This window comes from Bacillota bacterium (assembly GCA_012837335.1).
Classification (GTDB): Bacteria; Bacillota; Limnochordia; order Darwinibacteriales; family DTU012; genus DTU012.
The window spans coordinates 1-24,085 of the sequence record DURM01000067.1; the positions used below are offsets into that span (position 1 = coordinate 1).

Here is a 24,085-nt window from a genome sequence, read left to right on the forward strand (position 1 = left end):
AGGGGCTTTTTTCATGGGAGGATGGCTGCTCAAATTATTGGGCAGCCTCCTAATCTGTTAAAGAATATATTTCGCAATAATCCGATCCAGCTTGCGGATATCCACATTGCGGTTGAGATTGAGCTTAAAGCGCCTGACCCGGGTCCACAGTTCCAGTTCGGCATTTAAGTCCAGGATTCCGCTGTTTTCTGAGGAATAAAGAACTATCGACTTAAACGGAATGGTGTAAATCTCAGTCTTGCGGCCGGTAATGCCCTGGCGATCGGCAATGATGATCCGCTTATTTGTAACTACTGCTACGTCCCGGATTGTTTGGTATGCAGCTTCTACAATTTCATCATCCAGCAGAATCTCTTTAACGTCCTGCGGTGGTGTTGTCTCTGAAACAAAAGTTCAGGTCATGATGTTCTGTAAATCCGCCATATAGCTTCCTCCTCGTGATTTCTTTATCGATTATTTAATCACAACTGTCCGGATTTCCTTTTAAACGCCAACTCTTTGCTTTGAAATCTGCAGGTGTTTGCTTAAGGAGATGGTCAAAACGATGGGATTATTGGCGGAAGCGGATACCATCAGCGCGAAGGATTACAGCAGAAAGTAGGAGTTTACCTGTTCTGATCGAATGAATATGTGGGCTCACATAGTCCACATTTTGGCAGATCATTATGTAAAGGAGTTGTAATCTTGAAAGCAGTCTTGAAGTTAGTCCCATTATTACTCTTGGTTCTAGCGTTAACAGGATGCAATGAAGAAGTCGCTCCAGGTGAAATCATCATTATTTCACAACCCCGGGAGGCAAAGGTCTCCTTAAACAATGAGCCTGCAGGAACCACTCCCCTTGTCCTTGAGGCTGATCCGGGCATCTACATTCTTACTATCAGCAAGGAAGGCTATGAAGTCTGGGAGGAAGTTGTGGAGATTGAATTAGGTAAACAAGCAGTGATTGAGGCGGAATTAATACCTATACCTACTGAGGAGGACATTGAAAAAACTGCCCCGGAAGTACCCCTTCAGGAAGCTTCAGCAGACAAAGGGGAAACCGAACTAGCGGTCGAAGTACGTGAGCCTGCAGTTGGCGACCGCTTAAGCCATGTCTTGGCTGAGGAAGTATTTGGGATGATGCCTGGTGTTGAGTTCGGCATGATTCTTGCTCCTGCTGCCAGATTTCCTTTCGGAATCGATGATCAGTACACCGCGGCGGTAGAGCATGAATTCTGGATCGGGGAAACGGAAGTAACTTATGAATTATGGGTCGATGTGATGGAATGGGCCGTTGCGAACGGATACCGCTTTCATACCAACGCCTATCGGGGCAGTGAAAACCACTTCGATTCGAGTGATAAGGAACCAGTGACAAATATCCAATGGGAAGATGCGATTGTCTGGTGCAATGCGTTAACAGAATACTACAGTTCAATTCACGGCACCGATTTGATTCCTGTTTACAGAACCAAGAATAACAGCACCCTCAGGAGCCCTTCTTTAGGGTGGCCCGATAACATTTATCGTCATGAGCAGGCAACCGGGTTTAGGCTGCCGACAGCGTTTGAGTGGCAGTTGGCCGCCAGGTATCTTGGACCAAACCAGCCAACAGTTGAGCCGATCAAGTCTGATGCCATCCTTATCGATGGTCTGTACTGGCTGCCTGGGCGCTATGCAAGCGGAGCTGATGCGCCAGTAACTGATCTTAAGAGTACCGAGAAGGTTGCATGGTTTGATGCAAATGTAGATGGCCTGAGGCCTTATGATCCCGAACTTGACAAGACTCAGCCGGTTGCCATGAAGCAGCCGAACGCCCTCGGCTTATATGACATGAGTGGGAATGTTGGCGAATGGATTTATGATTATGAAGAGCCTTGGCATGAGAAGCTCGGAAATGAGAGATTCATTTTCGGCGGCTCCTATTCCGATTCTGCTGAGCGGATGACAGTGGGAGGCATCTGGCTTTATTCCCTGGATGGCCTCTACAAGTTTATTAACGTAGGATTTCGGATCGCAAGAAACAAGTAGAGCTAAAAGAAACAGCGGTCATAAAAGTGCACCCCACATGTTAGATACAAGCAATCTAACATGTGGAGGTGCACTTTTATCTAATATTGTGAGTGCGGATCACATGTTCACTTTCACTACCCACCCAAAGGGATCCGGCAGCCTGCCGGTTTGAATTCCGGTGAGGGTATCGTACAGCTTCTGCGTAATCTCTCCCGTCTTACCTCCGCCGATTTCGATCACTCGATTGTTGTACTCCAATCTTCTGATGGGACTTACCACTGCCGCGGTGCCGCAGCCGAAAGCTTCGCTCAGCTGGCCTTCGTCATGGGCCTGGAAGACTTCCTCGATGCTCAACCGCCGCTCTTCGGCAGGTACCTGCCAAAAACGGAGCAGCTGCAGAATAGAATCTCTGGTCACTCCCGGGAGGATACTGCCGCTCAGATCGGGAGTTACCAGCCGCCCGCCGATCTTAAAGAAGACGTTCATTGTCCCCACTTCTTCCACATATTTGCGTTCAATACCATCCAGCCACAGCACTTGGGCATATCCTTTAGCCTGGGCATTTAACTGGGCCAGCAGGCTTCCGGCGTAGTTTCCAGCCGCTTTGGCGAACCCGGTTCCGCCCCGCACAGCGCGGACATAGTGGGGCTCCACGTAGATACTTACCGGGTTAAGGCCTTCTTCGTAATACGATCCAACCGGCGAGAGAATCACGATAAACTTGTAAGTGTGGGACGGGCGGACACCGAGATAATTATCGGTGGCGATGATAAAGGGACGGATATAGAGGGAAGTGCCTGGTTCACTGGGGATCCAGTCCCGATCGAGAGCAACCAGCTGTTTAACTGCCTCCAGGGCAAGTTCTTCGTCGAAACGGGGAATGCTCAGCCGCTCACTGCTGCGGTTGAGGCGGGCCATGTTCATCTCAGGGCGGAACAAAAGCACTTCGCCTTCAGGTCCCAGGTAAGCTTTCATCCCCTCAAAGACAGCCTGCCCGTAATGGAGGACAATGCAAGCTGGATCTATCTCTAAAGAACCATAGGGTACAATTCGGGGATTGTGCCAGCCTTTTTCGATGCTGTAATCCCAGATGAACATATGATCTGTATACACTGTGCCAAATCCCAGCTCAGACGCACTCGGCTTGGGTTTTGGGGTCGTGGTTTTGCTCACGGTAATTTCCACTGGTGAACACCCCTTTTGTTCCTGATTATTCTTGTATTTATTTACAATTTCGTCTGTAATTCCTGCTTTAAGCCATTAAATTATAGGAGAAAACCGCTGGGCTGATTCCCGAGCGGTTTTCTACTCGATTCTATAATTTTTCTATTTTACTGGCACAAGTTTGGCCCGGTAAACCGAACAGCAGTGTGGTTCGAGGATAGATGCAAAGGATTCGGTTTGCACACCGAGGTTTTCCCCGGTCCAGAGATCGCGCAGTTCTAATCCGTACCCAGCCATGGTGGGCAGTCCGATATCCCAGAACTCGAGATGGGCCCAGGCTCTCCGGTCACTGTAATTGACCGAGCAGATCCCATAATCGCCATTGGCCAGCGGCTTGATATAATGGACCACATCATTGTTGAACCAGCCGTTTACTGTATATGCCTGCCGGCCTTCCGGGTCTTGATTGATCGCTATCAGTTCTTTGTTGGTCAGAATTGCCTTGGTTGCCTCATTCATGCTGCGGACATCGCAGCCAATCATCAGCGGAGAATTCATAAAGCACCACACCGAAAAATGGGTTTTGTATTCTTCATCAGTGCATCCGCCTAAGGCTACATTACCTTTGTTGTACATACCAACGACCAGCATATCAATGTCATTATAACAATAAGGACCGCTGTAGCATTCCTGCCCAAGCTGGCTGAGGGCAATCTTTTTTATGGATTCCCAGTTATCTTGAATGTCACCGGTGGATCTCCACATGTAAGCACCTGCAGAACGCATCCACGTATGTGACTCATCAAGGCCCCAGTTACAGGCGCTGAAGAGAATATCTCTGCCGCTGTTTCGCAAGGCCATGGCCATCCGGCGGTATAATAATCGGCCATCGATGTTTTTAGGTTTATAGCAATAGTCGTATTTAAGAAAGTCGACTCCCCATTCGGCAAAGGTCTTCGCATCGATGAACTCGTGGTCAAGGCTGCCAGGATAGCGTTGGCAGGTTAGGCTGCCGGCGCAGGAATAGATGCCGAATTTCAATCCTTTGCTGTGGATGTAGTCACTCAAGGCTTTCATGCCGCTGGGGAACTTTTCCGGATCTGGCACCAGCCTGCCGCGCTCATCACGCTTGCGCAGACTCCAGCAGTCGTCAATGACCACATACTCATACCCCAAGTCTGCTAGCCCTTCAGCGACCATTGCATCGGCAGTCTCCTTGATTAGCGTCTCGTTAATATCACAGCCAAAGGTGTTCCAGGAGTTCCAACCCATCGGTGGTGTTTTTGCCATCAATTTAACATGCCCCTTTCTGAACTATGCTGATTATTGGTAGTCACGTCAATTATAGCTGAGACATAACGCCCTGTAAGTATAGAAACGGGCAGAATAAGTGGAAATTATGAACATACTGTAAAATTGTAGTTATGTAAGAAAGGAAAAATTAGATTTATAACAGGATTATAACTTTGTAAGTCAAACTAATCAGAATAGTGATTGCTGGATAAAATCTACCACATCTGCATTTTTCTATACTTACAGAGGTCGCGTTAAATCGATATACTGATTGTGCGGCAAGTGTTAAAAGGTTGTTGAAAAACTGCGATGACTGCGGAGGTGTTCTGAGCATGCGTTTAGGTATGATTGGGTCGGTAAGTGAGCGCAGCTTTCAAGCTGCCAAGGAAAAAGAGCTGGAGTTTCTTGAGTTTTGCATCAATATTGGCTATGATGTTGATTCGTTTCTAAGCATGGTGCCGGAAATCAACCAGTGGCAGCAGCAGTATGGAGTGGCGGTGCAATCCATAGGCCGGTGGGGAACCGACAAATTTACAGCTCAAGGATCAATAATTCCCGAAGAGCTGACCATCAACCAGAACCTGATTGCCGCTGCCGCCGAGTTGGGATGCCCCAATTATGTGTGTGGGGTCAATTATGTTGATGCCCTGTCGTTATACTCAAACGCCGGCTTGGCAATCGATTATCTTACCAAGCTGCTGGCTGCGGCAGATCAGCATGGAGTGAAACTGTCCGTCTACAACTGCCGTTGGGGTAATTGGGTAGCGGAACCCCGGTCATGGGAACTGGTCTTAGGGCACCTGCCGGAAGTGGGCATTAAGTATGATCCATCCCACTGTGTTTATGATGGCGGTGATTATCTGCAGGAAATGCGGGACTGGGGCAAACGGTTTAACCACATCCATCTCAAAGGTTCGCTCTCCATCGCCGGGCACCGCTATGATGATCCGCCGGCGGGGATGGATCAGACTAATTGGGGTGCGTTCATGGCTGTTTTATATGCCCAAGGGTACCAGGGCGGACTCAGCATTGAACCGCACTCGCCCACGTGGGAAGGTGAACTGCTCGAGAGTGGCCTTGATTACTCAATCAAGTATTTTAAACAACTGCTGTTTCGGTAAGGAGGCTGGGCGATGGATAAGTTGAGTGTTGGGATCATTGGCTGCGGCGGGATTGCTAATGGTAAGCACTTGCCGGCGGTTGCCAAAATTCCTGAGGCGGAAATGGTGGCCTTTTGCGACCTTATTTTAAGCAGGGCGGAAGCAGCGAAATCCAAATATGGAACCAAGGATGCCAAGGTGTACCGCGACTATGAGGAGCTGCTGGCCGATCCAAGCATCGATGTGGTTCACGTCCTGACCCCGAACAACTGGCACGCGCCAATGACGATTGCTGCCCTGCGTGCCGGCAAGCATGTGATGTGCGAGAAACCAATGGCCAAGACTACTGCCGAAGCCCGGGCTATGCTGGAAGCAGCCAAAGCAGCAGGCAAGCTGCTGACAATTGGTTATCAGAACCGTTTCCGCTCGGATGTCCAGTATCTGTATAATGTGTGCCGGGCCGGGGAGTTAGGAGAAGTCTATTTTGCCAAGGCCCACGCGCTGAGAAGAAATGCAGTGCCAACCTGGGGTGTGTTTCTTGACGCAGAGGCGCAGGGAGGAGGTCCCCTGATCGATATTGGAACCCATGCCCTTGATCTGACACTGTGGCTGATGGACAATTATGAGCCAAAATACGTTGTGGGCAGTGTCTACCGCAAACTGGCGGAAAATCGCGACAAGGCTCTGGCCAATCCCTTCGGTCCCTGGGATCCCCAGGAGTATACTGTTGAGGATTCTGCGTTTGGATTCGTTGTCATGAAAAATGGAGCTGCCGTTTTTCTGGAATCCAGCTGGGCCTTAAATACGCTGGAGGTCGGAGAAGCTCAGACTACCCTGTGCGGAACCTTGGGCGGAGCCGATATGAAAAACGGTCTGCGGATCAATGGCCAGCGATTTGGAAAACATTTCATTGAAACGCCGCAGCTCGGCGCCGGTAGTGTCGATTTTTATCAAGGGGAATCCATGGATCCGAACCAGCTGGAAGCGCGGGTGTTTTACGATGCGATCCTAAAAGGCAAGCCGTTAGTGGTACAGCCTGAAGAAGCTTTGCTGGTCACCGAGATTCTGGAGGCCATCTATGAGTCGGGGAGAACCGGGCAGCCCGTGTTCTTCGATTAGCATTATGGTTGGGAGGTGTAGCCATGGCACAATACCGAGTGGGCATTATTGGCTGCGGCAGTATTTTCCCGATGCACAGCATTTCGGTTGCCAGGCAGGAAAACGTCAAGCTTGTGGCGGTTTGCGACATTAAAGAAGAACGGGCCCAAGCCAGGGCAAAGGATTACAACTGCTCCTATTATTTGGATTACCAGGAAATGATTGACCATGCTGATTTGGACGCAGTCCACATCTGCACGCCTCACTACTTGCATGCCCCAATGGCGGTTTATGCTGCCAACAAGGGAGTCCATGTCTTGACCGAAAAACCCATGTCCATTTCCTTGGAGGATGCGCAGGGGATGATCAGTGCGGCTGAGGAAAACGGTGTGGTTTTAGGCGTGATCTTTCAAAACCGGTATAACCCTGGTTCCCAACTGGTGAAAGCAATGCTGGAGTCGGGCCAATTGGGCCGGATTATCTCCAGCAAACTCTCGGTTACCTGGAAGCGTACCGACGCATACTACGCTAAAAGCGATTGGAAAGGGACTTGGGACAAAGAGGGCGGCGGTGTGATCATTGATCAGGCGATTCATACCCTTGATCTAGTCCGGTGGCTGGTTGACAGTGAGATTGAATTTGTTGCTGCCAGCATCAGCAACCGCACTCATACCCTAATTGATGTTGAGGATGCCGCCGAAGGGGTTATTAAATACAAAAACGGGGTATTGACCAGCTTCTATGCCATTAATTACTACGGGTATGATGCTCCCATCGAAATTGAGCTTCACTGCGAGCGCGGCTTGGCGAGAATCTCGGCCGATACTGGGACCGTGATTCTTAATAATGGGCGTGAGTTTAAAGCTGCGCCCGATCCCAATGAGTTTATCGATTATGGGAATGTCAAGCATTATTGGGGAGTCAGCCATATCAAGCAGATAACTAACTTCTATCAAGCTTTAGCTCAGGGGATTGATCCGGAAATCACTGGTAAAGATGCGGTCAAGACACAGGCGCTGGTCTGCGCGATCTATGAATCAGGCAAGAAGAAGCAGAAGATTTACCTCCTGTAACAGCAGGAGGTTTGCTCATTTAAGCCTGCGCTGACTAAGGTTGAGAGAGGTTATTAGGTTAATTGTGTCCATGAATTATACGCTATTGTACACTTACAGTCCGCGGAAAACAATATATAATAAACACAACTGATACGTTTGGTTAACATGGGTTAAGTGTAGGTAACAACAACAATGGTGGTGACCATGTTAATTCTATGTCTGGATATCAAAAAGCCAATAGAGTTTGTTGATGTGAGTCATATCATCCCTTCCCACGAGTGGACTTACGCGGAGAGCAGCGACTTTATTGTGCTGTTTGGGGCAGATGGAACTGCGTTTCTTACCTGCGGCGAGGATACTCATACGGTGGTTTCGGGATGCTCGTTTCTACTGCTTCCAGGTTTGGTTTACTCAGGCTATCGGATGCCGAAACAGGATGTATCCTTCTATCGCCTGCAGTTTAGATGCAAAGAAGATCAGCAAAGACGGATTAAAATTGAATCCAAAGCCGATGTGGAAATACCGTATTCAGAAGATCTCGCAGATTGGGTGTTTATACCGGAATTGTTTAGACTTACGAGTGTAGATCGGATCTTTGTCCTGGTTCACCAGCTGCTGCACATTGCCAACGCTGGTTACTACACAGCCCAATCAGCAAATTATCTCGTTACTTCTCTCTTGATAGAGATGTCTGATCAAGCTTTAAAGTCTACTTTACAGGAAAAGCAGGGTCCATGTTCCGGCCAGATTAATCGGATTGCCAGTTGGATTAAGGCGAATATCGAAAAACCTTTAACTTTGGACGGGATCGCCAAGGAATTCGGTTATAACAAGAATTATCTCACCCGCAAGTTCCGTGAGGAGCTGGGGGTGACCACCCAGAAATATATCAACCTTTGTAAAATCGGAAAAGCCAAGGAAATGCTCTATCGTTCCAACATGAACAATAAGGAAATTGCTTACCAGTTAGGTTTCAATGATGATAAGTATTTCATGCGGATTTTTAAGCAGTACGAAGGACTAACCATGCAAGAATTCCGTAATGCTTATAACCGGATTCGTTACACCAATAAGTAAGCATGGCGAACATGCTGTTAGTTTGGGGGAAGCGGCATGAAATTTAGGATTGGAATGCTTACAATTGTTAGTCTAGTCTTAATATTGGGTTGCACCCCTGTGGCTGCAGTCATGTACCAGAGTTATTACGTTGACTATTATGGCACTGCTGTCCCGGCACCTCACGCGTATGTTCCGAGCAGAGTTGTTTATGGCAGCGACTTAGGTTTAGGCGATTTCAAATCACCACAGGATGTTGTTGTCGCAGATGATGGCATCTACATCGTTGATACAGGCAACAACCGCATTATTCATACCGATTTAAGTTTCAATGTGATCAGGGTGATTGACAGCTTTGAAAAGAACGGGCAGGTTGACAAATTCCGCAACCCTTACAGTGTTTTTGTGGATGCAGAGGGGCAGCTATTCATCGCTGACAGAGATAACCAGCGGATTGTCTGCCTTGATCAAGACGGCCGGTTTGTTAGCGAAATTACTTCGCCGCATGCGGGATATGAAACAGTTTTTCCAGCACATTTCCGTTTTCGCCCAATTAAGGTTGTGGTCGATAAGCTGAACCGGATTTTTGTCATTGTGGAAGGGCTGTTCGAAGGGATTGTGGAGCTTACCGATGAAGGCGAGTTCCGGGGTTTTATGGGAGCTCCCAGTGTCAATCCAAGCTGGTGGGATTATTTTTGGTCTCTAATTTACTCCGCTGAACAGCGGAAGCGGACCCGCGATTTCCTGCCTACCGAATACAGCAGTATGGATCTGGATTCAGAAGGATTTATTTTCACCACAATTTCCGGCGGCGCAATCATACCGGAACAAAGGATTCGCCGCTTAAACCCAGCCGGTGTCGATGTCCTGAAAAGAGAAGGCCACACGCCGCCCATGGGTGAGGTGCGGATCGCCGATTATCTGTCCGAAGAAGCCACCAGCGGGCCTTCAATGCTTGTGGATATTGCTGCCCGGGAAAACGGCATCTACTCCGTCTTGTGCCGCCGCCGGGGCCGGGTCTATACCTATAACCACAGCGGCCAGCTTCTCTATGTGTTTGGCGGTATTGGGCAGGGAGTCGGCCTGACCCAAACAGCAGCTGCGGTGGCAGCGGTGGGTGATCGGCTGCTGGTTTTAGACAGCGGGTTAAATAGAATCACAGTCTTTGATCCCACGGAATACGCAGTGCTGATTCACGCGGCAACCGCAGCGTATGAACGGGGAGATTATGACGGCGCAGCCCAGATCTGGGGGCAGGTGCTGAGGCGCAATGCCAATAACGAGCTGGCGTATATCGGGATTGGCAAGAACTATCTCCAGAAGGCGATCACCAGCGGGACCGATGCCAAAGATTACCTGACGGTGATGGATTATTTTAAACTCGGCAATGATCGGAAAGGTTATTCCAATGCGTTTTACCGCTATCGGCGCGCAGTTGTGGGAGAGCGGTTCAGCCTGATTATGAACACGCTGTTTGCGGCGGTGGTTCTGATTTATCTAGGCTGCAAATTCCAAGGAAGAAAGCGGCTTCGCAGCCGGTGGCGCTCAGCAAGAGTATATGCCCTGGTTGCCAGTGAACCCGTCCAGAACAACCGCATTTACAAGTTCGCTGCCAGCACATGGGGTTCACTGCGGTATGCCGCTCATGTAATGTTCCATCCTTTTGATGGGTTTTGGGATTTGAAACATGAGCGCAGGGGCAGTGCTGCCGCAGCTACCATTATCCTTGGCGGTGTAGTTTTTACCTATATTTTCATGCGGCAGTATCTGGGTTATGTCTTTAATTCCAAGCAGCCAGAGACCCTCAATATCTTTGTAGAAATAGCTGGTGTGGTGATCCCGTTTTTGATCTGGTGTGTTGTGAACTGGTCACTGACAACGCTCATGGATGGCAAAGGCACAATGCGGGATATCTATATTGCCAGCGCCTACGCATTAACGCCCATCGTGATCTTCTACATTCCGGCCACAATTATCAGCAATTATCTTACCTTGGATGAAGGCTCCCTCTTATATCTGGCTCTGGCAGTCGGTGCGTTTTGGGCAGGATCCCTGCTGGTGTTAGGAACTATGGTCACCCACGAATATGAGATGACCAAAACGCTGCTGATCGTGCTTGCCATCTTGATTGGCATTGCCGCAGTTATCTTCGTCTCACTGTTGTTCTTCATGGTGATTGATTTATTGATTCAGTTTGTCGGTGAGCTGTACAGTGAATTTGCCTATCGACTGCAATAAAGATGATGGGGGAGGCAGTCATATGAAGGTTCACCAGTTTGCGGCAGTTTTAATCAGTCTGTGCCTCATACTGCTGGGATCCGCTGCTGTTCATGCCAGCCTGGATGGATTCGAGCTGGTTTCTGAAAATGAATATCTGGAACTGTATTTTAACAGCCAGACAACGGAGATCGCCGTCTATGACAAGGTTAATGCTAAGATCTGGTTTTCTAACCCTCAGGACCGGGCTAAAGCCAGGGCCGGCGTGCGCGATCGCCTGAACAGCCAGGTGGTAATTTTCCACGGCGCTGGAACCGGCACGGAAAAGAACAGCTATAAGTTCAGCGTTCAGTACGAGCAGTATTCGTATTCGTATCTCGAACACGGCGTCCGGGTTGAATACCAGATTGTGGAAGAGTGGCGCAATGAGCACTATCTGCCGGTTTTGGTCAGTCAAGCAAGGATGCATGATTTCATTCTTGCCCGGATTGACGACCAGCGGACCATCAGCGAGATTTTGGATGCCTATAACTTAATTAAGCTGGTCCCGCTGGGAGACCAGGAGCGGGAACCCGTTTCCGGCATCAACTTGGAGTTAGCTTTTGGCGATTATACGCTGGAAGTTCTCAACCCCGATTATCTTGAGGCCTTAGCCGCGATTGAACAGGATGAACAGCAGTTGGCATGGCTAAATCTAGCGATTGCCGCTGGTGATGAAAGCCTGACTGCGCAGCGGGACCGCTTAGAGCGGGATCTTAACAGAGCGCGGCAGCGGGTTACCAAGCAAAAACAAGATATTATCTGGCGCCTGATGTATGCGGTTCAAAAGCAGCGGGGCGACTTAGATAGGCTGGAAGATATCCGGCTTGATGATCTGCAGGCTTTAATTGACAACCCGACTTATCTTTTGAAGGATGTTGGCGGATTCGTCATTCAGGATATTAAGGAGATTTTCGAGAGTGTTGGCTTTACGCCAATTGACATGATTGAGGACCACAAGATGTACGGGATCGATCCCCATCTTGCCAATATTGAGGTGTTTTTTGTCCCGGTTGAGTATACCATCGATGGCCCTAACCTGCTGGTTAGGATTCCGTGCTCGGAAATAGTGTATCCCATTGATGTTGTTGACCGCTATGGCATTAAGCGCACCATCCCGATCCAAAAAATCGCGGTTCTGGAGTATTTTGGGTCGGCAAATCTTGCCAGTGAGGGATATATGCTGGTCCCGGATGGCTGCGGAGCCCTGATTTACCTTAATAACGGGCGGATCAATGAATCAGCCTTTGGACCCATCGGTGGTGAATACATCTACGGCTATGATCATGCGTTAGATCCTGCTTCATCCCGGATGGTCTATCCCGAGAGCATGAGGCTGCCGGTGTTTGGAATGGTCCAAGATGACCAGGCGTTTTTCGCAATCATTGAGGAAGGTGAGGCTTTAGGAGCGGTCCGGGCTGATATTGCCGGTAAAATCCATGACTATAACCGGGTTTACGCTGAGTTTACCACCACACCTGTGGGGGTAGTCAGCAGAGAGGAAGTTGGTGCGGTCTGGCGTTTCCAGGAAGAGATTTATCAAGGTGATTTTGTGATCCGCTACAGCTTCCTGGCTGGCGATGATGCTAATTATGCCGGTATGGCCCGACTCTACCGCCAGTATCTCATAGATAAATACCAGCTGGAAGCGCGGCCCGTATTAGACCACATTCCCTTTTACCTTGAACTGGTCGGCGCCATTGACAAACGGAAGCCGATCATGGGTGTGGCCCGGGATGTGATTGTGCCCTTGACCACGGTTAAGGAAGCCCAAACCATAATTGAAGACTTGACTGCAGCTGGCATTAACAGCATCGCCGTTAAGTACAGCGGGTGGTTGGCTGGTGGGCTGAAACACGATTTTCCCATCAAAGCTAAAACTGAAAAAGTGGTGGGTACCGCTCAGGAGCTGCAGGAATTGGCGGCTTATCTCAAGGCAAGGGGCGGTAAGCTCTATCCGAGTGTGGGCTTGTTAAATGTCTACCGCAATACGGCGTTTAACGGGTTTAGTGCCCGCAAACACGCTGCGGTCAGGGTTAACCAGCTGCCGGCAGATGTGTCCTACTATAACTTGGATTTGTACACGCGGGGTGATGTCAGCCACACAGCTATCTCGCCGCGGATGCTCGATACTTTTGTGGATCAGTTCCTTGCCAATTATGAAAAGTATCAGCTTGACAGCCTGTCTGTATTTGACATTGCCCGGGAAGTTAACTCTGATTTTCGGGAAAATGCTCTGGTAAATCGGGTTGAGAGCCAAAAAACCATTGTAAGGCAGCTGGAAAAGATTCAAGACAAAGAATTTGAGCTCATGGTTGATTACGGCAATGCTTATGCAATTCCGTACGCGACCACCATTTTGAACTTACCAACAAGTTCGAGCCAGAGAAATATTACCGATGTTGATCTTCCCTTTTACCAAATGGTGATCCGCGGCCTGATCGATTATGCCGGAAGTCCCATTAACTTAAGCGGCAGTTACCGCCAAGCGCTCTTAACAGCAGTAGAAACAGGCTCTTATCCCTATTTCATCGGCAGCTTTGCCCCATCGTCGGAGGTAAAGAATACTAAATACGCTTCCCTCTATGCCCTGCACTACCAGGATTGGCTGGAGGAGGCAGCGGAGATTTATCAGGAATTGAACGCGCTGCTGCGGGAGGTTCAAGGGCAGGGCATCAGCGCTTGGCAGGTAGTGGCTGGCAATGTTCATCAGACCACCTTTGAAAATGGGCTGTCGGTAATTGTTAATTATAATCTGGAACCGGTCACCGTCAATGGTATGGTGATTCCTGGGCAGGATTATGCAGTTGTGGAAAGGGGGGCACTTCAGGAATGAAACTGCTGCCGCGCTTGACTCTGCGCCGCAAACGCGCCTTGTGGGGTATGGTGTTTACGTTACCGTTTACCATTGGTTTTCTGGCCTTTTTTGTCAAACCAATGTATGAATCGGTCCGGTACTGCTTCCATCAAATGGAGGTTACCCAGAATGGATTCAACATGGTTTATATCGGGTGGGATAATTTTCGATATGCCTTCCGCACTGATCCCGAGTTTATGCGCCTGTTTACCGAAACAGTGATCGCCATTCTGACCAACATCCCCACCATCATCATCTTTAGTTTTTTTGCTGCCACGGTGCTCAATCAAGAGTTTCGCGGCAGGGGGCTGGCCAGGGTTATCTTTTTCCTGCCGGTCATCCTTCGTTCCGGCATCATTGCGGAGATTGAAGCCAGTGATCGGCTGACAAGGGCGCTGGCCTTGAACTTTCTGGGTACCAGCGGCGATGGCATCTCGGTCACCAGATTTGCCTTAGGGCTGTTTAGGAACCTCCGCATACCCGTAGGGTTTGTCACTTTCATTTCAGCGGCAGTGGGCAGTATCGGGCAGATCATCAGCGCATCGGCAATTCCGATTATCATTTTTCTTGCCGGCTTGCAGAGTATCCCTGACTCGTTCTTTGAAGCTTCAAAGATCGAAGGTGCCACCAAGTGGGAGAGTTTCTGGAAGATTACTTTCCCCCTGATCTCGCCCCTGTTTCTTACCAATATCGTTTATATCATCGTTGATTCCTTTACAGCCCCCGGCAACCAGCTGGTGAGCTATATCAGCAGTATGGCATGGGGCAGGAATCTGTATGGTGTCAGTGTTGCCATGACCTGGGTTTACTTTGGTGCAATCGCTTTTGTGTTGGCATTCGTATTCTTAATCTTCTCCCGCCGTGTCTTTTATATGGGAGATTAGGCTAGGAGGACCGAGATGAAAGCTGCGTGGAATATCCGGCGGGGTAAATATCTGCACAGATCATACTGGCTTTCACTAGGGTGGAGCCTGGTCAGAGGGGTATTGATTATCGGGTTGTCGTTCATCATCCTCTATCCGATTATCATCAAGATCTCGTCTTCTCTGATGACTGAGCGCGATTTATTTGACTTAACCACTAAATGGCTGCCGCGGAAGTTGGATCTTGGTTCGCTGACCCGCAATTACCGTGATCTGTGGATCGAGATGCAGTACCCGAAAGCATTTCTCAATACCTTTAGTCTGGCTTTATTGGTGGCGGTTTTGCAGCTGGTCTCGACGACTACCGTAGGGTATGGATTTGCCAGGTTTCCTTACTTCGGGAGTAATTTCATGTTTGCTATGGTGATCTTTACGCTGCTGGTCCCACCCCAGATGGTAATGATCCCTTTGTTCCTGAACTTCCGGTTCTTTGACTGCTTTGGGTTGTTCCAGCTCCTGCACAAATTAGGGCTGGTCACCCAGCCGGAAATCTCCCTATTAGGAACGTTCTGGCCTTTTGTGCTGACCTCAATCACAGCTATGGGGCTGAAAAATGGCCTGTTCATCTATATCATGCGCCAGTTTTTTAAGGGGCTGCCTCGAGAACTGGAGGAGGCAGCTCTGGTGGATGGCGCCGGTCCGGTCCGGACGTTCTTTACCATTATGCTGCCAGGTGCTTCAGCGGTGATGATTGTCGTCTTTCTGTTCTCCTTTGTCTGGCAGTGGAATGATATCTTCTTGACCAGGATGTATATTCGCGGTCATGTGACAATGCTGCCGTTCATGCTGGAAAAACTGAATCAGCTGTTTGACAGTTATGGCTACAGCGATCAGTATATTTCCGTGATCATCAACACTGGGATGCTGATGTTTATGGCACCACTGCTCGTTTTTTACGGGCTTTTGCAGAGATATTTCGTGGAAAGTGTGGAGAGAACTGGAATGGTTGGATAACATCCTGCTGTATCCGAGGATGATACCCAAACCTAACATGCCGGCTGCAAAATCTTTAAAGGGAGGGTAGCGTTAGCGATGCTTGTAGGGGCATGTTCGGTCTAAAACCTTCTCAAGGAGGATGAAGTGAATGTCTAGGCTTGTTCGCTGTGGATTGTCGGTTGTGTTGATTGCTTTGCTGGCAGTCACTGCTGCTGCCGCACCCTATGATTTTGGCGGCCAGACAGTAAGAATATCCGGAACTTTCCCGAATGCGACTACGTTTGGCATCAACTTCGAGGATGCCCGGGGCATAGGGCATGTGCAGGAAGTTGAGGAGATGTTCAACGTCAAGATCGAGTGGGTTAATGATGATTCGGCTTATAATCCCGAGACATTTATTGCCAACGTTTTAGCAGGAGATCCGGTGGCAGATATTCAGCTGTTGGACCGGGGAAGAGCGTTCCATCAAATCGCGGCAGAAGGGCTGCTGACTCCTCTGGATGACATTCTCACCGAGGAGTATCTGGAAGATATTCCGGAAGTTTATAAGGCGCTGGAGCATTGGAAGCATGGCGACACCATCTATGGTTTTTCCCTAGTGGATGCTTCCGGCTGGTGTGTGTACTGGAACAAGAGCCTGTTTGAGCGGGAAGGCCTGCCGGATCCTTATGAGCTGTATTATAACGGCGAATGGACTTGGGAAGCCATGCGGGAGATCGCCATCCAGGCAACTAAAGATACCGATGGCGATGGCGAGATTGATCAGTACGGCATCAGTATCGATCCTGGCATCGGCTGTACCGACCAAGTAGCAGCTCTGTTAGCAACTAACAATGCAGCTGTTGCCAAAATCATCGATGGGAAAGTTACATTTACTTTAGATGAACCAGAAGCGCTGGCTGTTTATGAGTATCTCCAGCAGTTGATCCATGAAGACAAAGTTGTTGCTTTTGAAAGCCAGTATGCGATTTTCCAAGGCAATAGAGCAATGACTCTGTCCCATCCCTGGTGGTTCTTCTATACAGCAGATCCAGAGTGGATGGAAGATGACTGCGGCCTGCTGCCTTATCCAATCGGCCCCAATGGTACGCCGGGCGAGTATGGCAGTTATTCCGCTGCCAACTGGAACTGGGTCATTCCCAAGACCACCAAGTATGATCCCAGGGCTTTGATTGAGCTGTACAACGCTCTGTACATGGCTTCTTACGACTATGTGATCGATGACCCAGAAGAGCGTTTGGTGAATGAGTTTGCAACTTATGTTACCGACCGCAGGGATCTGGAGATCTACCGCAACTTAGTTAGAGACTTGAAGCTTGCTCCGTATGTCCTTAATTTCTTCTGGCCCGACTTTGAAAACTTTGAGGAATTCAACCGCCGCGTAACCATTGAGGGCGAAAATCCAGCGGCGGCTGTTGCCGGGATTAAGGACGCAGTTCAAGCACGTCTGGATGAAATCTTCAAGCAATAGCTAGGCAGATCAGATTTGGAAAGGGGCTTATGCAAAAATGATGGGTCATACACCCCCGATGGGATGGAATTCCTGGAACACATTTGGGGTAAACATCAATGAGCAAATTGTCAAGGAAGTTGCCGACGCCATGGTTGCTGCAGGACTCGCGGATGCAGGTTATCAATACGTTGTGATTGATGATGGCTGGAGCCTAAGGGAACGTGATGAAAACAAACGGCTGGTACCTGATCCGGAGAAATTTCCCAGCGGTATGAAGGCTCTCAGTGACTATGTTCACAGCAGAGGCTTGAAGTTTGGGATCTATTCCTGTGCCGGAGTAAAAACCTGCGCTGGCTACCCAGGCAGTTTTGAGCATGAGTTTATTGATGCTGAGACCTTTGCCGAGTGGGGTGTAGACTTCCTTAAGTACGACTACTGCTACAAACCGAGGGATATGGATGGCAGGCTGCTGTACCGCAGGATGGCAATGGCCTTGAAAAACTGCGGCAGGGAGATTCTGTTCAGCGCCTGCAACTGGGGTATCGACGATTCCCATCTGTGGATGCGCTCCGCTGGCGCCCATATGTGGCGGTCCACCTATGACATTCTGGATAGTTGGGAGTCAATTAAAAAACTGGCCATGCAGCAGCTGGGCAAGGAGTGCTACAGCGGTCCTTACAGCTACAATGATGTGGATATGCTGGTCGTAGGGATGTATAACAAAGGCAATGTAGCCTTAGGCGGCTGTACCGATGAAGAGTATAAGACCCACTTCTCATTATGGTGCATGATGAACTCGCCGTTGATGATCGGCTGTGATGTCCGAAAGATGAAAAAAGTCACCCGATCCATTTTGACCAACAAAGAGCTGATCGCGGTCAATCAAGATCTGGAAGGTAGGCAGGCGTACACCATCACTGGATGGCACAGCAAAGAGGTCATCCATTACATTAAACCCTTGGTTGGCGGTGATTATGCCATCTGTTCTGTGAACTTCGGCGATGCGCGAGGCTGGTCGCACCTGGAATTCTGGGACTTAGGACTGCCGACGGCAGCCGGTTACGGATTTGAGCTGCATGATCTTTGGACCGGTGAGAATCTCGGGGTCAAGACTGAATCCTATATGACAGCGCTGGAGCCCCACTGCTGCAAGGTGTTTCGCGCCAAGCTAAAAAAGGTGAATTGAGGTACTCGCCATGGCACTCAGATGCGTTAACTGCGATAAGCCCCTTGAGGGAGATGAAATAGCTATCTACAAACGTTTGGTGTCGCGGTTTGCCGAAGAATACCTCTGCATCCCCTGCCTGGCTGCCTATTACCAATGCAGTACAGCGGTCATAGAGGAACGGATTGCCTATTACAAGCGGATGGGATGTACCCTGTTTGTAAACGATGATAGCGACGACGCGGCTTCTGAAGATTTCAGAAGCCGCTGAGAATAACGGAGGAGAAGGAAAAAGTGATCGCAAAAACACCACCAATGGGTTGGAATTCGTGGGTCAGTTTTGGCGAAGATGTCAATGAACAGCTGATTAAAGAAATAGCAGATGCCTTTGTTGAGCGCGGATTGGCGGAAGCAGGGTATGAGTATATCATCATTGATGACGGCTGGAGCCTTGAGCAGCGGGATAAAAACAAGCGGCTGGTCCCGGATCCGGAGAAATTCCCCAGCGGGATCAAGGCTTTAAGTGATTATGTCCACAGCAAAGGGCTTAAGCTGGGTATTTATTCCTGCGCAGGGGTGCAAACCTGTGCCGGCTATCCCGGCAGTTTAGAGCACGAGTTTATTGATGCCGAGACCTTTGCGGAATGGGGCATTGACTGCCTGCGGTATGTTTACTGCTACAAACCCCGCAGTCTGGAAGGGCGAATTCTCTACCGCCGGATGGCTATGGCCTTGAGAAACTGCGGCCGGGATATCTTGTTAAGCACAGTCAATTGGGGCTGGGACGAACCCCATAAATGGATGCGCTCCGCCGGGGCCCATACCTGGCGGTCTACTGGTGATCTGCAGGATAACTGGGTTTCGATTAAACAAGTCGCCCTGGATTTGGTGGGGCAGGAGTGTTACAGCGCCCCCTACTGCTTCCACGACAACGACTTTTTGGTTACAGGCCTGTACGGCCGAGGGATGGTTGGCTTAGGTGGATGCAGTGACGAAGAGTACAAGACCCAGTTTGCTTTATGGTGCATGATGAACTCGCCCTTGATGATCGGCTGCGATGTCCGGAACATGAATGAGGCGACGCAGGCGATTTTAACTAATAAGGCACTGATAGCGATTAATCAAGATCTTGAGGGCCGGCAGGCTTACACGGTGACTGACTGGATTTCCGAAGAACTGCTCTATTACGTTAAACTTCTTTCTAACGGCGATTTGGCCATCACCTTGGTCAACTTCGGTGACCGCCGGGCCAGAGCCCACATTCAGTTCTGGGATTTAGGTCTGCCGATGGCTGCCGGGTACGGGCTGCAGTTGACCGATCTCTGGACCAATGAGGATCTGGGCACAGAGACTGCGTTTTACCGCGCGGTATTGGAACCCCACTGCTGTCAGGTACTGCGGGCAAGAGTAGTTAAGCTGTGAAGTAAAGGAGATATCCAGATGAGAAAACTCACTTTAGCTGCAGCAGCCTTATCTCTGCTGCTGATTGTCAGCTGCTTTGGCGCTTATGCGCAGGAAGTCATTTATGTTTCACCCAGGGAAGTAGTTGTTTCAGCATCAGATGTACTGCAGTTGTCCACTGACCCCCACAATGTGCTTAATCAGGATCGGAACTCACGCTGGACTAGTTCAAATGTTGATCAGCCCCAGTGGCTTGAACTAAGCTTTCCCCACGAGATTGTTTTCCCTGGTCTGATCATTAATTGGTACAGCAAAAATACCCGAGCCGGAAGTGTTCAGCTGTACTTATCCCTGGATGGAGCAGAGTGGACAGAAGTTGATTTTACCAGAGAAAATGTAAGCCCCGGTAATATTGATCAGTTTACGTTCCCTCATCAAACAGCGCGGCATCTTCGCATTGTCATGGCTGATCCTTTGGGACTGGCCTATTCCATCAGCTCGGTAGAAATTCCCGGCATAGAATTTGACTACCCATTTTACCTCCAGGTGGGGTATGGCTCTGGGCAGGGGGAAGCGTATCTAGAATCGGCAGGTGAGCGCCTTGGACTGGATGTGCTGCATGTTTGGTATGCCAATACCTTTACCCGAAGATGGGATCTTAGCCAAGAATACTATCTCACGAAAGTTATGGTTAACTATCGCGACTGGGTGGAACAAGTAATTGGCCACAACATGGATCAAACATACCATTTGTTAGTTTCTGACGAGCTGCTTAGGCGCGCAGAGATTTCCGAACCTGAACCGAATAGTTTTTGGTTAGCTCCCGGCAATGCCTGGCAGAATCTCAGCAAGTTTAAAATTAGTCCCAGTGACTATGATTTGGTGTGGTCGGTGTGGGCTTGGGAGAACAGGGCAGATGCGAATCAGATGTATGGCGGCGCTGCTCAAACTGGTCCAAACACCACTCCTTTCCAATCCTATAGTGTCGGCCCGTTTACCGAACCCGCGGATGGGGTCTTCCATCTCCATGCCCATGAAAGCCAGCACACTTATGAAAGCTTGTTTTATGAATCCGGAATTCCCGTGGTGTCCGATCCTCCGGAGGATGGAATTATTGTCGGGATTACCCATGCCGACCGCCAACCGGTCTTATACAGTGCCATTCTTGAGTTAGAGCCTGACCTGTTTATGCCGGAGGTAACTTACGAAGAAGCCAAGACAATGCAGCTGTTAGGCCGGGTGCTGGATGCCTGGGCCTTAAGATACCAACCAAGGGAGAGCTATCTTAAGATTGCCCAGCGATTTGGCAAACTGGTGCCGCCAAGAGGTGACCTGATCATTGAACCATTATTTGCCAGTGTTACCATTATTACGGATACGGAACAGCGGGATGTTTATCTGGCGTTACGGGCGCGGAATCGGGGTCTATTTGTTGCAGATCTAAAGGTAACAGCTAGAATCGGCGATCGAGTGTACGAATTTACGGAGGACTCATACCAACGAACCGGTGATGCCCGCATGCCCCGCCAGGTGCGCTGGTCGATTGGTTGGGATGGGCACTCGTACTATGGCGGTTGGGTGTCGGTAACCAAAGGGGATACCCAGATTGAACTGACGGTAACCGGCGCTGGAATTGAGGAAGTCTTTGTAATCCCAATTAACTTTATCGTCTTTGCCGAAGAGGAAATCGTTATTCAGGATGGCGTTGAGTCTGATTATATCCACAATCAAGTTAATGTGAGCCAAGCAGATGGCAGGATCAAATTTGGAGAAGGCTCCTCCCTGGAATATGAGCTGCCGCTGTCCATTTTTACCAGGGATGATTTAGCCGGGTATCTCCTTGAGATTACCGGCAGCGGGTATATCAGCTTAAAAGTCAATCTGCCTGGAGTATTCAGTTCAACTGTGTGGTCCGGGGAGCTGAATAACGAAACTGCAGAAGTTTCCTTGCCAAAAGGAACGCTCAAAATGTTCGAAGGCGAAGAATCCATCTATTTAGAGCTGGAAATGCCCAAACTTCGCCCCAGGGAGTATCGAAACGATCCCTGGTTTAATTTAGAGAAGTTTGCTGTTACTGGTAAATACCATTATTAGAGGTCCTAGTCAATCAGGGCAGGAGGTATTGGCTGATGAGTGATTTTCCGTTAGCTTTCATCCACCATGTGGGGCTCGGTTCAAATCAAGGCGAAGCCTGGCTGGCTTCGCCCGGACCTCGCTTAATGCTGGATGTGATGATCCCTATTTTCACCAAGACTTTTACTTGGGAGTTTGACCGGCAGCAGGAGTATTTGATTGTCAAGCATCTGATCTCATACCGGGATTGGGTTGAGCAGGTGATCGGCCATAATATGCAGCAAAGTTATCATCTTGTGCTCCTTGACAATCGGCTGGAACGAGAAGATATTGCTCAATATGACCCGAATAAATTCTGGCTGTCGCCTCAAAATGCGTGGAACAGCTTTGATCGATTCAAAATCGATCCTAAAGCGTATGACCTGGTGTGGTGCTTGTGGGCGTGGAAAAACCGGGAAGATGCCAGCCAAATGTATGGCGGCGGCGCCCTGCCCGGGCCTGACGATATCCCGTATATGTCTTTTAGCGTCCAGCAGTTTGATGAAGAGGATCAGGGCATAACTATGGTCTTGGAGCACGAGGCGCAGCACACCTATGAGCAGTTGTTTCACAATACAGGCCAGACCGTCAGCTATGAAGTGCCGATTACCGGTTTTCCTTTCGCCGACCATCTGGATATCTTGATTGAAGAAATTGTCCGGTTGGAACCTGGAGTCTTTGAGCCGTTTATGAGCGATGAAGAGGCGCTGCAGCATAAAAGGGGAGGTCCAAAGCGCTGGCCGGGTATGAACCTGCAGCGCGCAGTCAATGCCTGGACCCACCGGCAGCAGGATCGCAATACTTATCTGGAGATTGCCAAGAAATATGGCAGAATTGTACCAGCCCGGGAGGATCTGGTGATTGAACCGCTGTTCGGCAGTATCACTGTGGTTACCGACCAGCCATCCAGGGATATTTACCTGCCGGTGCGGGTCCGCCATCAAGGAGAGCATATTCCAGCCGCTGTCACCGCCCGGATCGGCGATGAAGTAATCCCACTGCTGGAGGATTCTTATTACCGCATGGAAGGGATCCGCATGCCCCGTCAGGAGCGGTGGCGGATCGGCTGGGACGGCCATTCCTATTATGGCGGCTGGGTCTCGGTGAATAAGGATACTGTCATTAAGCTAACAGTTACCGGCAGTGGATTTAAGGAGGTTTTTGAGATTCCTGTGGTGTATAGATCTATTGGTGTACCATCGCATGGGTCTTCTGACAGAGGAGTGTTATGATTTGAGTAAGTTTGCGCGTAAGATCAAGAATTACCTGTTTGTTCCAAGAACAGTATTTCGTGTTTAGAAGCTGGATTTTGTGTTGTTGTTATTGAATAGAGTCTTGTATAGTTTACTCCCATTAGGTGTATTGTATATCTACAAGATGGTTATTGATATTATTGTTTATAGCGAAATGCATGTAATATCCGAATTGATTAGAGCGTTGGTAATATTATTGGGACTTCAGATCGCTCAAGATGTTACTGCAATAATATGTGAGCGGAGTCGTACACATCTAGGGATTCAAATACAGAGGTATTTTAACGTAAAAATAATGGAGAAAGCAGCTAAAGTTTCTTTCGAAATGTTTGACACCCCGGATTACTATAAAAATTATACCGATGCACAAAGAGTTTTAGGGGGGAGATGGGATGTACTAGTTTATGCTCCGTTTGAGCTGATATCGATACTAATCAACGTAATAGGAGTTGGAGCAATTATTTTTAATTTTAATCAATTAATGTTCATCGTCGTCTTGCTTGGACTGATTCCAAAAATCATTACTGACATCAAAGCAAGAAAAGAAAGGCATAGATTTCATTCTGAAGAAATTCCTGAGGTTAGAAAATATAACTATATTATGGGATACTCACAAATAAGGATGCTCTAAAGGAAATAAGAATATACAATCTCGTTGGATATCTTATAGATCAATATAAATCACTATATGACAGCCATTTCGTGAGATTTAGAAGATTATTAGATGCTTCATATATTCGGAAGTCTTATTCGACGGTCCTATACACGATCTTTATCGTTTCCATAGAAGCTTACTTGGTTATACAAGTATTTCTTAAAAAGCTAACCTTAGCAAATTACCAACTATTGACCTGGTAAACTAAAGTTGTAACACCTTGATATAGGATTTTGTTATACTAAATCAAGGGAGCGATGACAAGTGGCTAAAAAACCATACTATGAACCCGAGTTAAAACAAAAAATTATACGCC

Annotated in this window: 18 protein-coding genes and 1 pseudogene; 16 read left to right on the plus strand and 3 right to left on the minus strand. The window is 48.8% G+C overall.

What is annotated here, in order from left to right:
- Positions 1–57: 57 nt before the first annotated feature.
- Positions 58–423: pseudogene (locus GX019_09700) on the minus strand (PH domain-containing protein).
- 261 nt (positions 424–684) lie between these two features.
- Here GX019_09700 and GX019_09705 point away from each other — a divergent pair.
- Positions 685–2,010 carry a formylglycine-generating enzyme family protein gene (locus GX019_09705; GenBank protein ID HHT37433.1) on the plus strand — a complete coding sequence of 442 codons (1,326 nt, stop codon included), beginning with the start codon at positions 685–687 and terminating at the stop codon, positions 2,008–2,010.
- A 99-nt stretch (positions 2,011–2,109) separates the two neighbouring features.
- On the opposite strand, the gene GX019_09710 is transcribed toward GX019_09705, so the two are convergent.
- The gene (locus GX019_09710; protein HHT37434.1) at positions 2,110–3,177 is read right to left on the minus strand and encodes a branched-chain amino acid aminotransferase; all 1,068 of its coding nucleotides are present in this window, start codon (positions 3,175–3,177) and stop codon (positions 2,110–2,112) included.
- Between the two features lie 141 nt (positions 3,178–3,318).
- The gene (locus GX019_09715) at positions 3,319–4,446 is read right to left on the minus strand and encodes a glycoside hydrolase family 27 protein (GenBank protein HHT37435.1); all 1,128 of its coding nucleotides are present in this window, start codon (positions 4,444–4,446) and stop codon (positions 3,319–3,321) included.
- A 335-nt stretch (positions 4,447–4,781) separates the two neighbouring features.
- On the opposite strand from GX019_09715, the gene GX019_09720 reads away from it, so the two are divergent.
- From GX019_09720 to GX019_09790, 15 genes are all read left to right on the plus strand, one after another.
- Complete coding sequence (locus tag GX019_09720) at positions 4,782–5,570, plus strand: sugar phosphate isomerase/epimerase (GenBank protein ID HHT37436.1); 789 nt, start codon at positions 4,782–4,784, stop codon at positions 5,568–5,570.
- Positions 5,571–5,582: 12 nt separating this feature from the next.
- Positions 5,583–6,668 (plus strand): Gfo/Idh/MocA family oxidoreductase, encoded by a 1,086-nt coding sequence (locus tag GX019_09725; GenBank protein ID HHT37437.1) that lies wholly within the window; start codon positions 5,583–5,585, stop codon positions 6,666–6,668.
- 23 nt (positions 6,669–6,691) lie between these two features.
- Positions 6,692–7,720 (plus strand): Gfo/Idh/MocA family oxidoreductase, encoded by a 1,029-nt coding sequence (locus tag GX019_09730; GenBank protein ID HHT37438.1) that lies wholly within the window; start codon positions 6,692–6,694, stop codon positions 7,718–7,720.
- Positions 7,721–7,906: 186 nt separating this feature from the next.
- The gene (locus GX019_09735; protein HHT37439.1) at positions 7,907–8,779 is read left to right on the plus strand and encodes a helix-turn-helix transcriptional regulator; all 873 of its coding nucleotides are present in this window, start codon (positions 7,907–7,909) and stop codon (positions 8,777–8,779) included.
- Positions 8,780–8,815: 36 nt separating this feature from the next.
- Positions 8,816–10,996: a hypothetical protein gene (locus GX019_09740; protein HHT37440.1), complete on the plus strand. Its 2,181-nt coding sequence runs from the start codon at positions 8,816–8,818 to the stop codon at positions 10,994–10,996.
- A gap of 22 nt (positions 10,997–11,018) precedes the next feature.
- Positions 11,019–13,850, plus strand: a complete 2,832-nt coding sequence (locus tag GX019_09745) for a hypothetical protein (protein HHT37441.1) — start codon at positions 11,019–11,021, stop codon at positions 13,848–13,850.
- Positions 13,847–14,755 (plus strand): sugar ABC transporter permease, encoded by a 909-nt coding sequence (locus tag GX019_09750; protein HHT37442.1) that lies wholly within the window; start codon positions 13,847–13,849, stop codon positions 14,753–14,755. Before GX019_09745 ends, GX019_09750 begins: the two co-directional genes overlap by 4 nt.
- 15 nt (positions 14,756–14,770) lie before the next feature.
- Positions 14,771–15,748, plus strand: coding sequence for a carbohydrate ABC transporter permease (locus GX019_09755; GenBank protein ID HHT37443.1), 978 nt, complete (start codon positions 14,771–14,773; stop codon positions 15,746–15,748).
- 130 nt (positions 15,749–15,878) lie between these two features.
- Positions 15,879–17,201, plus strand: coding sequence for an extracellular solute-binding protein (locus GX019_09760; GenBank protein HHT37444.1), 1,323 nt, complete (start codon positions 15,879–15,881; stop codon positions 17,199–17,201).
- Positions 17,202–17,238: 37 nt separating this feature from the next.
- Positions 17,239–18,369 (plus strand): glycoside hydrolase family 27 protein, encoded by a 1,131-nt coding sequence (locus GX019_09765; GenBank protein HHT37445.1) that lies wholly within the window; start codon positions 17,239–17,241, stop codon positions 18,367–18,369.
- 10 nt (positions 18,370–18,379) lie between these two features.
- A complete protein-coding gene (locus tag GX019_09770; protein ID HHT37446.1) occupies positions 18,380–18,619 on the plus strand; it encodes a hypothetical protein in 240 nt (79 codons plus the stop codon).
- 44 nt (positions 18,620–18,663) lie between these two features.
- Entirely contained in the window at positions 18,664–19,770 is a 1,107-nt protein-coding gene (locus GX019_09775) for a glycoside hydrolase family 27 protein (protein ID HHT37447.1), read from the plus strand.
- Positions 19,771–19,788: 18 nt separating this feature from the next.
- On the plus strand, positions 19,789–21,843 hold the full coding sequence (locus GX019_09780) for a discoidin domain-containing protein (GenBank protein ID HHT37448.1): 2,055 nt from the start codon (positions 19,789–19,791) through the stop codon (positions 21,841–21,843).
- A 35-nt stretch (positions 21,844–21,878) separates the two neighbouring features.
- Positions 21,879–23,093, plus strand: a complete 1,215-nt coding sequence (locus GX019_09785) for a hypothetical protein (GenBank protein HHT37449.1) — start codon at positions 21,879–21,881, stop codon at positions 23,091–23,093.
- 145 nt (positions 23,094–23,238) lie between these two features.
- Entirely contained in the window at positions 23,239–23,745 is a 507-nt protein-coding gene (locus tag GX019_09790) for a hypothetical protein (protein HHT37450.1), read from the plus strand.
- The last annotated feature ends 340 nt before the right edge of the window (positions 23,746–24,085 follow it).

Coding starts and splice junctions, on each gene's coding strand:
- GX019_09765 (HHT37445.1), top strand. CDS start 17,239: ATGATGGGTCATACACCCCCGATGGGATGGAATTCCTGGAACACATTT.
- GX019_09760 (HHT37444.1), top strand. CDS start 15,879: ATGTCTAGGCTTGTTCGCTGTGGATTGTCGGTTGTGTTGATTGCTTTG.
- GX019_09755 (HHT37443.1), top strand. CDS start 14,771: ATGAAAGCTGCGTGGAATATCCGGCGGGGTAAATATCTGCACAGATCA.
- GX019_09725 (HHT37437.1), top strand. CDS start 5,583: ATGGATAAGTTGAGTGTTGGGATCATTGGCTGCGGCGGGATTGCTAAT.
- GX019_09750 (HHT37442.1), top strand. CDS start 13,847: ATGAAACTGCTGCCGCGCTTGACTCTGCGCCGCAAACGCGCCTTGTGG.
- GX019_09785 (HHT37449.1), top strand. CDS start 21,879: ATGAGTGATTTTCCGTTAGCTTTCATCCACCATGTGGGGCTCGGTTCA.
- GX019_09770 (HHT37446.1), top strand. CDS start 18,380: ATGGCACTCAGATGCGTTAACTGCGATAAGCCCCTTGAGGGAGATGAA.
- GX019_09715 (HHT37435.1), bottom strand. CDS start 4,446: ATGGCAAAAACACCACCGATGGGTTGGAACTCCTGGAACACCTTTGGC.
- GX019_09730 (HHT37438.1), top strand. CDS start 6,692: ATGGCACAATACCGAGTGGGCATTATTGGCTGCGGCAGTATTTTCCCG.
- GX019_09780 (HHT37448.1), top strand. CDS start 19,789: ATGAGAAAACTCACTTTAGCTGCAGCAGCCTTATCTCTGCTGCTGATT.
- GX019_09790 (HHT37450.1), top strand. CDS start 23,239: ATGGTTATTGATATTATTGTTTATAGCGAAATGCATGTAATATCCGAA.
- GX019_09720 (HHT37436.1), top strand. CDS start 4,782: ATGCGTTTAGGTATGATTGGGTCGGTAAGTGAGCGCAGCTTTCAAGCT.
- GX019_09775 (HHT37447.1), top strand. CDS start 18,664: ATGGGTTGGAATTCGTGGGTCAGTTTTGGCGAAGATGTCAATGAACAG.
- GX019_09745 (HHT37441.1), top strand. CDS start 11,019: ATGAAGGTTCACCAGTTTGCGGCAGTTTTAATCAGTCTGTGCCTCATA.
- GX019_09740 (HHT37440.1), top strand. CDS start 8,816: ATGAAATTTAGGATTGGAATGCTTACAATTGTTAGTCTAGTCTTAATA.
- GX019_09735 (HHT37439.1), top strand. CDS start 7,907: ATGTTAATTCTATGTCTGGATATCAAAAAGCCAATAGAGTTTGTTGAT.